Annotated in this window: 9 protein-coding genes and 1 pseudogene; 6 read left to right on the top strand and 4 right to left on the bottom strand. The window is 64.1% G+C overall.

The genetic code is table 11. The features are described 5' to 3' along the window. Positions 1–14: 14 nt before the first annotated feature. From WKH79_RS02755 to WKH79_RS02745, 3 genes are read right to left on the bottom strand one after another with little or no spacing between them, the layout of a single operon-like run. Complete coding sequence (locus WKH79_RS02755; protein WP_341860083.1) at positions 15–746, bottom strand: glutaredoxin; 732 nt, start codon at positions 744–746, stop codon at positions 15–17. 26 nt (positions 747–772) lie between these two features. Continuing rightward, complete coding sequence (locus tag WKH79_RS02750; protein WP_341859534.1) at positions 773–1,252, bottom strand: DUF411 domain-containing protein; 480 nt, start codon at positions 1,250–1,252, stop codon at positions 773–775. 28 nt (positions 1,253–1,280) lie between these two features. Then, positions 1,281–1,553 carry a metal-sensitive transcriptional regulator gene (locus WKH79_RS02745; protein WP_063506732.1) on the bottom strand — a complete coding sequence of 91 codons (273 nt, stop codon included), beginning with the start codon at positions 1,551–1,553 and terminating at the stop codon, positions 1,281–1,283. A 74-nt stretch (positions 1,554–1,627) separates the two neighbouring features. On the opposite strand from WKH79_RS02745, the pseudogene WKH79_RS02740 reads away from it, so the two are divergent. Continuing rightward, positions 1,628–3,333 (top strand): annotated as a pseudogene (locus WKH79_RS02740) (copper resistance system multicopper oxidase). Beyond that, on the top strand, positions 3,330–4,331 hold the full coding sequence (locus WKH79_RS02735) for a copper resistance protein B (RefSeq protein ID WP_341859533.1): 1,002 nt from the start codon (positions 3,330–3,332) through the stop codon (positions 4,329–4,331). Before WKH79_RS02740 ends, WKH79_RS02735 begins: the two are co-directional and overlap by 4 nt. 66 nt (positions 4,332–4,397) lie before the next feature. Here the strand turns inward: WKH79_RS02735 and WKH79_RS02730 are convergent, their stop codons facing one another. Beyond that, positions 4,398–6,563, bottom strand: coding sequence for a S9 family peptidase (locus WKH79_RS02730; protein ID WP_341859532.1), 2,166 nt, complete (start codon positions 6,561–6,563; stop codon positions 4,398–4,400). A 192-nt stretch (positions 6,564–6,755) separates the two neighbouring features. Between WKH79_RS02730 and WKH79_RS02725 the strand changes: the two genes are divergently transcribed. From WKH79_RS02725 to WKH79_RS02710, 4 genes are all read left to right on the top strand, one after another. Then, positions 6,756–8,069, top strand: a complete 1,314-nt coding sequence (locus WKH79_RS02725; protein WP_341859531.1) for an alkaline phosphatase PhoX — start codon at positions 6,756–6,758, stop codon at positions 8,067–8,069. Positions 8,070–8,311: 242 nt separating this feature from the next. After that, complete coding sequence (locus WKH79_RS02720) at positions 8,312–9,058, top strand: N-formylglutamate amidohydrolase (RefSeq protein ID WP_341859530.1); 747 nt, start codon at positions 8,312–8,314, stop codon at positions 9,056–9,058. Then, entirely contained in the window at positions 9,055–10,239 is a 1,185-nt protein-coding gene (locus WKH79_RS02715) for a tyrosine/phenylalanine carboxypeptidase domain-containing protein (protein ID WP_063506737.1), read from the top strand. Before WKH79_RS02720 ends, WKH79_RS02715 begins: the two co-directional genes overlap by 4 nt. After that, entirely contained in the window at positions 10,236–11,279 is a 1,044-nt protein-coding gene (locus WKH79_RS02710; RefSeq protein ID WP_050599894.1) for a glutathione synthetase, read from the top strand. Before WKH79_RS02715 ends, WKH79_RS02710 begins: the two co-directional genes overlap by 4 nt. The last annotated feature ends 25 nt before the right edge of the window (positions 11,280–11,304 follow it).

Here is an 11,304-nt window from a genome sequence, read left to right as displayed (position 1 = left end):
TGGTCGCCTGGCGGTTACACCGCGACAAGACCCAGCGCCTTGGCCCCCATCCACAGGCCCATGCCGATCATGAACAGGTTCTCGGTCAGCGAAACGAAACCGAGCGGGACATTGCTGTTGCCCCCCACGCAGGCGCATTTGAGCTCGCGCTTGTCGACATAGACGGCTTTGAACACGCTCACCGCGCCGACCGTACCGATGAACAGCGCCACGGGGACCGAGATGATCGGCAGCACATGCGCCAACATCAGGATACCTGCGAGCGCTTCGCCGAAGGGATAGATATATCCGTAGCGAACCCACCGGCGTGCAAGCAGGTCGTAATTCAGGAACATGGTCGAAAAGCTGCGCAGATCCTGTAGTTTCTGGATCGCGAGCAGCGCCATCGAAAGGCTGACGAACCATTCCGCCGCCTGCACGGTGAAAACCGTTTCGAAGACATACCAGCTGATCGCCAAGGCGAGCATAAAAGCGACGCCGAATATGGCGAGAACCGGCTGGTAGCTTGTCTCACCCTCTTCAGGCTGGCTGCGGGACTTGCCCAGATATTCGCGCAGGTCGTCGTAGCCACCGATCCGCTGCCCATCGATAAAGGTCTGCGGCGTAGTCGCGACATCGTGCTCGGTCTTGAAGGCATCGGTTTGGGCGCGCGTCTCGAGATGGTGATCCTCGACAGCGAAGCCTTCGCGCTTCAGCAGATCGACCGTCTTCAGGCCATAGGGGCAAAGATGGTCCGGCATCACCATCCGGTAGACTGTCGCGGTCTTCGTGCTCACGAGGCGCCGCCCGGATAGCTGGACCAGACCTTGCGGCCATCAGGCCCGAAAGCGATGACCTGATAGGCCTGCCGGTGATCGCCATGTTCCATACCCGGCGATCCGACGGGCATGCCTGCGACCGCGAGCCCGGCAACGCCCTCGGGGCGTTCCGCCAGCAGGCGTTCGATATCGGCGACGGGCATATGCCCTTCGATCACATAGCCATCGACGACAGCGGTATGGCACGAAAGCAGATCCGCGGGCACGCCGTGTGCGGCTTTCACCGCTGCCATATCGGCATGATTGACCGCCTCGACATCGTGTACCCCGCCGCGCTCTACATGCCCGGCCCAGGCGAGGCAGCAGCCGCAATTGGCATCGCGGTACATGGTCAGGCTGGCCGCCTGGGCCGCGCAGGCGGTCAATGCCGCCCCCAGAGCGAGCGAACCCGCAAGCGTCCGGCGAGAAAGCGCCGATCCGAGCGATGAAATCATGTGTGTTCTCCTTGGTTTCGAACCGCGCTCACCGTTTCGCCTTTTCGAACAGCGTCACCAGTTCCTCGAACTTTTCGCGCTGGTCGTCGGCATTGCCGCTGGCGATGGCCTCGGCGACGCAGCAGGCGGCGTGATCCTTCAGGACCTGCGTTTCCACCTTTGCCAGCGCAGACTTGATCGCCTGGATCTGGTGCAGGATGTCGATGCAATAGCGATCGTCCTCGACCATCTGGGCGACGCCGCGAACCTGACCCGCAATGCGGTTGAGCCGGTTGATTCCTGCCTTTTTCGCTTCGGCCATTCCATCGTCCTGTCAAAATACCCTATGGGGGTATATATCGGTTCGACCGCAGGTTCAATTGGAAGCAGTTTCGCATGTCCACTCTTTCCCGCCGCCACCTCATCAAGAGCACCGCCGCGCTTGCCGCCGCCAGCGCGCTGCCCATGCCCGCGTGGGCGAAAGGACAGTCGCTTTCGCACGCCAAGAAAGGGGTCGGCGAGGTTTCCGGGGAGGATATCGAGCTTGCCATCGGCAATCACCATTTCGCCACCGGCAACCGCTCGGGACATGCCGTGGCGGTAAACGGGACGATTCCCGGGCCGCTGGTGCGGTTGCGCGAAGGCCAGCATTCGCGGCTCCACGTCACCAACACGCTCGCCGAGGACAGCTCGATCCACTGGCACGGCCTGCTCGTCCCGTTCCAGTTCGACGGTGTTCCAGGGGTGAGCTTTCCCGGCATCCGTCCCGGCGAACGGTTCACCTACGATTTCCCGATCCGCCAGAGCGGCACCTATTGGTGGCATTCGCACTCGGGATTGCAGGAACAGGCCGGTCACTATGGTCCGATCATCGTCGAAAGTGCCGACCCCGATCCGCGCTACGACCGCGATTACGTGGTGCTGCTCAGCGAATTCACACCGCTCCATCCGCATGACATCATGCGCAAGCTGAAGGTCGGCGAACACTATTTCCAGCGCGACATGCTGACCGCAAGCGAAGGCACCATGCCCGGCGCCATGCGCCGCATGTGGGGCAAGATGCGGATGAACCCGCGCGATATCTCCGACGTGACAGGCAGCACCTATACCTTCCTCGTCAATGGCCACGGGCCGCAGGACGATCTGCAGTTCGCGTTCTTTCCGGGCGAGCGCGTGCGTCTGCGGGTCATCAACGGGTCGGCCATGACCTTCTTCAATCTGCGTATTCCCGGCGTTCCGATGACGGTGATCCAGGCCGACGGCCAGGACGTGGACGAAGTCGAAGTCGATGAATTCCAGATCGGTGTAGCCGAGACATACGACGTCATCGTCAGTCCGCCCGCCGGCAGCCATGCCATCGTTGCCGAGGCTATGGACCGCAGCGGTATGGGCATCGCCAGCCTGACCAGTCACAAGGGGCATATCGCCACCCCGCCCCCCTGCGCCAGATCCCCACGCTGACCATGGCGGACATGGGGATGATGGACCATTCCGCGCATTCCGGAAGCGGAATGGCGAGCATGGAGGGCATGGACCATTCGATGCGCGACACATCGGCGCTGCCCGCCGATGTCGAAGCGGGGCCCGGCGTGGACATGGTCGCCCCCATGCCGATGGACCGGATGGACTTCCCCGGGCTCGGGCTGGATACGGTCAGCCACCGCGTGCTGCGCTACACCGATCTCAGGGCCCGCCGGATGAACCCCCACCGCGAAATCGACCGCGAATTGGAAATCCATCTTACCGGCAATATGGAACGCTACATGTGGTCGTTCGACGGCCGGAAGTTCACCGCGGTGACCGACGATCCGATCCGTTTCGGCTATGATGAACGGGTTCGCGTGAAGCTGGTCAACCAGACGATGATGGCGCATCCGATCCACTTGCACGGGCATTTTTTCGAACTCGTCAACGGTGCTGACCACATGCACCAGCCGCTCAAGCATACCGTCGTGGTGCAACCCGGCGGAACCGCCACGTTCGACCTCACCGCCAACGAACCGGGCGACTGGGCCTTTCACTGCCACCTTCTCTACCACATGCATGCGGGCATGATGCAGGTGGTGACCGTGCGGCCGTTCCCCGAAGGAGCGGAAGCATGAGGCGCGCCTCCCTGCTAGCCGGGGCCATGCTGATGGCCGCGCCGCTCGCCGCGCAGGACCATGCGGGGCACGGGAACGACGCCGGGGCGCAGCCGCAAATGGACCACTGCGCGATGGGACACCTGCCGCCCGAACAGTGTCCGCCGAAAGAAGGCGACCCGCCGGCGGAGACCATGGACGACCCGATGGCGGGGATGGATCATGGCGCGCACCGGGGCATGGCGGAAAAAGCGGCTCCCGGCGCGGCGCCCGAAGATGCCCTGCCTCGGCGTGCGCTCGAAGGGCCGCAGCATGCCGCCGACGCGATCTGGGGCAGCGCGGCCATGGCGCCCGCCCGCCGCCAGCTCGCGCGCGAGAACGGCGGCATGGTCACGGGCAAAATCTTCGTCGAACGGCTCGAAGCCCGGCTTGCGACCGATGGCGCGGAGGACGGCTATGTCTGGGATGCCCAGGCCTGGTATGGCGGCGACATCAATCGCTTCGTGCTCAAGACCGAAGGCGAAGGCGAGATAGGCGGCGTGCTGGAGGATGCGGAGATCCAGGCGCTCTACAGCCGCGCTATCGGCCCCTTCTTCGATCTGCAAGCGGGCGTCCGCTTCGATCCCGAACCCGAGGCGCGCACGCATCTGGTCGTCGGCGTGGCGGGTCTTGCGCCCTACATGTTCCATGTCGACGGAGCGCTGTTCCTGTCCGACCGGGGCAAGCTGACTGCGCGGATCGAGGCCGAATACGACCAGAAAATCACTCAGCGGCTCATTCTTCAGCCCCGCATCGAGGCCGAGTTCGCCGCGCAGGACATTCCTGCACGCGAGATCGGTGCAGGGATCGCCAAGATCGAACCCGGGCTCAGGCTACGCTACGAGATCGTTCCCGAATTCGCGCCCTACATCGGTCTCGAATACGAAGCGAAAACGGGCGAAACCGCTGACATCGCGCGCCTTGCGGGAGAAGACCCCGATGGCCTGAAAATAGCGGTTGGTTTGCGCGCCTGGTTCTAGGCGCGCAAACCGGTGCCCGAGATGAGCCACGCGCTCACCTCGCGCGCCAGACCGGCCTGCCCCGCTTTACTCGGCCGGTGATGCGGTCCGGGTCCATCCCGAACGGTAGCGGTCGAACCAGGCGAGGATCGCCGCAGCCTTGGCGGCAGATTGCGACGGCCTCGCCGCAATGCTGCCGTGGCTGGCGCCGGGCACCTTGACCAGAGCGGTAGGCACGCCGCGCAGCCGCAATGCGGTGTAATACTGCTCGGATTCGCTGACCGGCGTGCGGTAGTCCTCGCTGCCGACCACCACCAGCGTGGGCGTTTCCACTTCGCCAACGAGCGAAAGCGGCGACAGACGCCAGTAGGTCTCGGGGTCTTCCCAGGGCTGTGCGCCGATCCAGTAACGGCCGAAAAACGCGGGACCGTCGGCGGTCAGCGCCTGCGTGGTCCAGTTGATCACGGGCTTCTGCGTGGCGGCAGCCTTGAACCGGTCGGTCTTGCCGACGATCCAGCTGGTCAGCACGCCGCCGCCCGATCCTCCGGTAACGAACAACTGGTCGGGATCGGCAATCCCCAGCGCGATCGCACGGTCGACGATCGACATGAGATCGAAATAGTCATTGCCCGGATAGGCCTTGTCGATCTCGTTGGCGAAGTCTTCCCCATAGCTGGTCGAACCGCGCGGATTGGCCGACAGAACAGCATAGCCGGCAGCGGCATAAAGCTGGTTGTCGGTCGAGAAATGCGGGCCGTAGGCGGCGAAGGGTCCGCCATGGATTTCGAGGATCAGCGGCACACGCTGGCCTTCGGCATGGCCCGGCGGCAAGGTCAACCACCCCTCTATCTCGAGCCCGTCATGGCTCGACGGCACCGCGATCCGGCGCACTTCGCCCAGCGTTTTCACCGCGCGAAGCGAGCGGTTGAGATCGGTCAGTATCCGAAGGTCGCCGCCTCGTTGCAGGCCGACTTCCGCCGGGCGCGTGGCCGTTCCCGCCGTAAAGGCAATCGCGGCGTTGTCCGAAACTGAGAAGCTCCCCCCGGTATAGGGACGATCGAGCCCCCCGCCCGAGACGCCCTCGACCACATCGCGCACCGAGCCATCGAGACCGATACGCAGGACGCGGGTTTCCCCGCTGATATCATATTGCGCGTAGATCGCGCGGCCGTCGGCATCCCACCGGATACCTGCAGGGCTGTATCCCCATTCGGCGGTCAGATTGCGGACGCTTCCGCCACTGCGGTCCATGACATAGAGGTCGTCATCCTCATAGGCGCGCAGGGCATCGTCGAAGCCGAGATAGGCCACCAGTCGGCCGTCGGGCGATGCGACCGGGCTATGATCGGGGCCGTCACGATCGGTCAGCTGGGTCACGGCGCCACTCGCCACATCGAGCGCGTAGATCTCGCCCTCGACGGGATCCTCTTCCCAGTCCGCGCGCCGGTTGGCACCGAAATAGATCGTCGATCCATCGGGCGACCAGCTGAGCGGGCCGCCGTCGTGATACCGCCCGTAGGTCAGCTGCCGCGGCGCACCCCCGGTTGCCGGAACGAGGAATATCTTCTGGAAACCGGGCTCGACATACCCCTGCCCGTCGGCGCGATAGGTCAGCAGGTCGCGGATCTCGAGCGGTTCGGCCCAGTCGGCGCCTTCCGGCTTGTTCGCCGGCGCCGATCCCAGCTTTGGCCCCTCGTCCTTGACTTTCATAGTGTAGGCAATCGAACGGCCGTCGGGGGCCCAGGCGATGCTCGACGGGCCCGTCGGCAGGCCGGTCAGGCGTATGGCCTCGCCGCCATCCAGCCATTGCACCCACAGCTGCGCCCCGCCCGCTTCGGTCGACGCATAGGCAAGACGGTCGCCGCTGGGCGACCAGCGCGGGCTGAAGGCATCGCCATTGCGCCCGGCGAGCGGCGTTTCGCGTCCGGTGCGGGTGTCGATCAACCAGATCGAGCTGACGGCGCGGTCGGACATGATGTCGTTCGTCCGGCGAACATAGGCGATATGGCGGCCATCAGGGCTGATCTGCGGGTCGGCCGCAATCGCGATGTCGAACAGATCGGCGCCGGTGAAACGGCGTTCGGGCCCGGTGCGGTCGCTGCCCATTGCCGCACCCGTCATGGGCGCCGCGCGCTGGTTTTCGACACTTCGTGCCGGTGCGTCATGCGGCGCGGGTTCGGCTTGCTGTGCCAAGACGCTGCCCATCGGTATTACCAGCAATGCGATCCCCGTCGCCAGCCTGCCTATCGCCATCTCGTCAATCCTCTCGCTCGCGGTTCGACCGATCTGTCGCCTTGCGGCGGAGCGCAGTCAATGTGTCATCTTCGACAGTTAGTCCCGGTTGCCTCGCCTGCGTCACCGGCGCAGAGTGAGCGAGATGCGGAAAAAATTGGCCGCGCAGCAAAATCGCGCCCGAGCAAGAGCAGGATCGAGGACCGAGATACCATGCATATCGACCGACGAAACTTTCTCGGCGCAACGGGCACAGCCTTTGCGGGACTGCTGCTGAACGGCTGCACGAGACAGGCATCTGCGTTGGCCGCTTCGGGAAGCGGTTTTACCGACTATGGCCCGCTGATCCCCGATCCCGCAGGGATGCTCGACCTGCCGCGCGGCTTTTCCTACCGCCTGCTGTCGCAGCTCGGCACGCCGATGGACGACGGCGGGACCGTGCCCGACAAGGCCGATGGCATGGGCTGCCTGCCCTTGGGGCGCGACGAGCTGGTGCTCATCCGCAATCACGAGCTCGTACCGAGCGACGAAGCGGGCGGCACGCCTCCCGCAGGTTACGGCACCTATGAAGGAGCGATCGTGCCGGGGGGCACGACCAATATCGTGCTCGATGCGCGTACGCTGGAAGTCAAACGCGAGTTTCGCACACTGGCGGGGACCATCCGCAATTGTTCTGGCGGGATCACGCCATGGGGAAGCTGGCTGACCTGCGAGGAAGCGCCCGTGGGACCCGGCAAGGGCCTCGCGCAAAGTCATGGCTGGGTGTTCGAAGTTCCCGCTTCGGCAACCGGACTTGTCGAGCCGGTGCCGCTCACCGCAATGGGCCGGTTCAACCACGAGGCGGCTTGCGTGGATCCCGTGACCGGCATCGTCTATCTGACCGAGGACCGCGGCGACAGCGTACTGTATCGTTTCCTCCCGGCAGTTCCGGGCAATCTGCGCGCAGGCGGACGCCTGCAGGCCATGGTGGTCGAAGGCTTGGCCGATACGCGCAACTGGGCAGGCCCGGCCATGGCCGTTGGCACGCGCCATGCGGTGCGCTGGATCGACTGCGAGAATGTAGGGGCACCGCAGGACGATCTGCGTCACCGCGCGGCGGCGCGAGGCGCGGCGCTGGTCGCACGCGGCGAAGGCATTCACATGGGGACCGACGCATTGTTCGTCTGCTCGACCAATGGCGGGCAGCGCAAGCTGGGCCAGATTTTCCGGCTTGTTCCGGGCCGCGGAACAGCCGCGGATTCGATCGAACTGTTCTTCGAAAGCGAGCGCGAGGACCAGTTCAACTATGGCGACAACCTGACCGTCGGCCCCAATGGCCATCTGATCGTCTGCGAGGACCAGTACACCGACGTGGTCGACAACCATTTGCGCGGCATCACCCCGGATGGGCGCGCCTATCCCTTTGGACGCCTGCGGATGCAGACCGAACTGGCAGGCGGATGCTTCTCCCCCGATGGCAGATGGTTCTTCGTCAACGCCTATTCGCCTACCCGCACCCTGGCCGTCACCGGGCCATGGGCGAACTGAGGACCGGTTATAACCACCCACGGCCGGGGCGTGCAGCCCGGTTTCGGCAAATCCGCTGGCCTCGCGGTATCGTAGTCCCGTGAGCGGCGCCCTGCGGCATCCGCGCAGCGGCCAAAAGCCGTGGGAGACAATTTCTCGGACCCCTCCCCGCGGCGAGGCATTGTCCTACCATGCAAGCACAACAAACCGCCTCCCACAACGATGGGCCGCCCTGGAATATCATCACCAACGGGGGCCCGGTCGTGGCCACTGCCATCCACGCCGGGCATGTCGTCCGTGACGAGCTGGCGCCTTATCTCGCGATTGATCCCGAAGACCGCCGGCGCGAGGAAGACCCGCTTACCGACTATTTCCTGTCACTGAGCGACAACCTCGTCCGCGTGAACCGCTCACGCTTCGAATGCGACATGAACCGCCCCCGCACGGGCTGCATCAGCCCCGATCCGGCAGATACGTGGGGCCTGAAGATCTGGCAGGATGGACTTCCCGAAGGCCAGATCGAGACTTCGCGCCAATTGCACGATCGCTTCTATGCCGAGATGCGGACGCTGTTCGACCGTTTGCTCGACCAGCACGGCCGGCTTCTGGTGCTCGATCTTCACAGCTACAACCACCGCCGCGACGGGGCGGAGGCCGAAGCGGCGCCGGTCGATGAAAACCCCGATATCGATATCGGAGCAACAACGCTCGACCGCGGGGTATTCGGCGATCTTCTGGGGCGCTTCACCGAGGAGCTCGGGCGACACACGATGCGCGGCAATGCGCTGCAGATCGGCGAAAATGTCCGCTATCCCGATGGCGGGAACTTCCCCGAATGGCTGTTCGAAACCTATGGCAAGCGCACCTGCGTCATCACCCTTGAATACAAGAAGATATTCATGGACGAATGGACGGGCACGCTCGACATCGGCGCGGCGCAGGATCTGCGTACCGGGCTGATGCATGCGCTCGGAGTGGCTCGCACGGAACTGGCCAAGCTCAACCGATGAGCGATGACATCGAATTTACCGCAACGGCCCGCGAAACGGACCGGGCGCTGGCACGGATCGACGGCCGGATCGACTGGCTGTCCTATCTCACGCCGACGAACCTCGACGCGGTCGCCGAAGGTTTTCGCGACAGCGGGTACAAGGTGCTGCCCGAACTGGAATACCCGCCGATCCCCGACGATCTCGGGGCGTTGCGCTCGCAACTGCTCGACCTCCCGATGCGACAGCTTGGCAATCTCGATATCGAGGCGCTGCTGATCGAAAAGCAGCGCGAACTCGACCGGCAGATCGAACTGGTCCGCTTGCGCGGCCGCGACGGCTTCACCATGGCATCGATCGACCTGTTCGGCGATGTCGATGCGGCCCTGTTGGCGGTAGCCGAGAAAGTGCTTGAAGAGGTGCCGATCCGCGACCGGCCAACCGCCCAGCGCGTCGATGCGCAGGCCTTCATGGCAGCCGCACGCGAGGCGATGGACAGCTACCGCGCGAAAGATCCGCGCTTCGATTTCGAAGTGGTGGAGGAAACCACGCCGGGCACCCACATCTTTACAGCGGCGGGCAATCTGCATGTCGCCTTCGACTATACTTGTCCGCGCAACCGCGTCGAACCGCTGATCCGCCATGAAGTCGGCACCCATACGGTGACGCGGTTCAACGGTCGCTGCCAACCGCTCAGCGTGCTCGAATGCGGGCTTGCCGATTACGATGCATTGCAGGAAGGCATCGCCGTTCTGGCAGAATACCTCGCCGGCGACATGCCGCCGTCACGCCTGCGGGTCCTGGCGGCGCGCGCGGTGGCTGCCCGCATGGCAATCGATGGCCGGCCTGCAAGCGAGATATTCGCAAAGATGCGCGAAGAGTATCACCTGCGTAGCGAAACCGCATTTGACACCACCGTCCGCGCATTGCGCGGTGGCGGCATGACCAAGGACGCGTTGTACCTGCACGGGCTGGTCGACCTGCTCGCCTATCTGGCGGGCGGCGGATCGACGGAATTCCTCTTCATCGGCAAGTTCGCGCTCAAGCAGCGCGCACTGCTGGAGCGGCTTCTCGACGACGGCTTCCTGCAACCGCCCGCAATCGTGCCCGATGAATTTGCGGCACCGCCAGCCAAAGACCCCATTTCCCCAATTCGGCAAATGCGCGTCGAACAATTCTACACGGAAAGCACTGCAGCATGAAACTCGCATTTGTCGTCAATCGGATCGAGACCGAACAGGCCGATTACACCACCATCCGCCTCGCTCGGAAGGCCGCCGCCCGCGGGCACGAACTGGCCTTCTTCGGGCTGGCGGATTTCATCTACGAATCCTCGGGGCGGATCTGCGCGATGGCGAGCGTGCCCAAGCCGGGAGACTATGCTGATGACGCCGCCTATCTCGACCACCTCCAGAACGACGCTCCGGAAAAGCGTATCGTGGTCGAGGATTACGACATCGTCATGCTACGCAGCGACCCGGCCGACGAACTGACCACGCGGCCGTGGGCGCCGCCGTCGTCGCTGCTGTTCGCGCAGCTTGCGGCCGCGCACGGCACGATCGTGCTCAACGATCCGAGCCATCTGACCGACGCGCAGAACAAGACCTATTTCCAGCATTTTCCCGAGGAAGTGCGCCCGGCCACCTGCATCACGCGCCACGCCGACGAAGTCAGCGCGTTTCTTGAAGAACATGACGGCAAGGGTGTGCTCAAGCCGTTGCAAGGTTCGGGCGGACAAGGAGTCTTCATTGTCGACAAGAAGAACCGCCAGAACCTCAACCAGATCATCGAATCGATCACTCGCGATGGCTATGCGATCGTGCAGGAGTACCTCCCTGCTGCAGCCGAGGGCGACCTTCGCGTCATCACGCTCAACGGGCGTCCGTTGCAAGTCGACGGCACCTTCGCCTCGCTGCGCCGCTCGAGCACGACCGAAGATCATCGCTCGAACCTGTCGGCGGGGGGCAAGGCCGATCTCGAACAGCCCGACGAGGCGGCGATGCGCGCGGCCGAGATGTGCGCGCCCAAGCTGATCGACGATGGCATGTATCTGGCCGGGCTCGATATCGTCGGAGACCGGATGATCGAAGTGAATGTCGATAGCCCTGGTGCGCTCAGCTATATGGAAGACCTCAGCGGAGTCGATTTCAGCGGCGCGATCATCGATGATCTCGAACGGAAGGTGCGACTGAAGAAAAATTACAGCGGCACGCTGAGCAATCGGCATCTCGCGGTCGTCTGACCTGCAGGTGAGGTGAAGGTCGCCG

Origin of the sequence: Qipengyuania sp. GPGPB31 (assembly GCF_038396345.1) — a bacterium.
GTDB lineage: Bacteria > Pseudomonadota > Alphaproteobacteria > Sphingomonadales > Sphingomonadaceae > Qipengyuania > Qipengyuania citrea.
This window is presented reverse-complemented; position numbering and strand designations above follow the sequence as displayed.

Bases quoted from the DNA above. Each gene is read 5' to 3' on its own strand.
- WKH79_RS02710 (WP_050599894.1), top strand. From the start codon at position 10,236: ATGAAACTCGCATTTGTCGTCAATCGGATCGAGACCGAACAGGCCGAT.
- WKH79_RS02725 (WP_341859531.1), top strand. From the start codon at position 6,756: ATGCATATCGACCGACGAAACTTTCTCGGCGCAACGGGCACAGCCTTT.
- WKH79_RS02735 (WP_341859533.1), top strand. From the start codon at position 3,330: ATGAGGCGCGCCTCCCTGCTAGCCGGGGCCATGCTGATGGCCGCGCCG.
- WKH79_RS02750 (WP_341859534.1), bottom strand. From the start codon at position 1,252: ATGATTTCATCGCTCGGATCGGCGCTTTCTCGCCGGACGCTTGCGGGT.
- WKH79_RS02755 (WP_341860083.1), bottom strand. From the start codon at position 746: ATGGTGATGCCGGACCATCTTTGCCCCTATGGCCTGAAGACGGTCGAT.
- WKH79_RS02745 (WP_063506732.1), bottom strand. From the start codon at position 1,553: ATGGCCGAAGCGAAAAAGGCAGGAATCAACCGGCTCAACCGCATTGCG.
- WKH79_RS02730 (WP_341859532.1), bottom strand. From the start codon at position 6,563: ATGGCGATAGGCAGGCTGGCGACGGGGATCGCATTGCTGGTAATACCG.
- WKH79_RS02715 (WP_063506737.1), top strand. From the start codon at position 9,055: ATGAGCGATGACATCGAATTTACCGCAACGGCCCGCGAAACGGACCGG.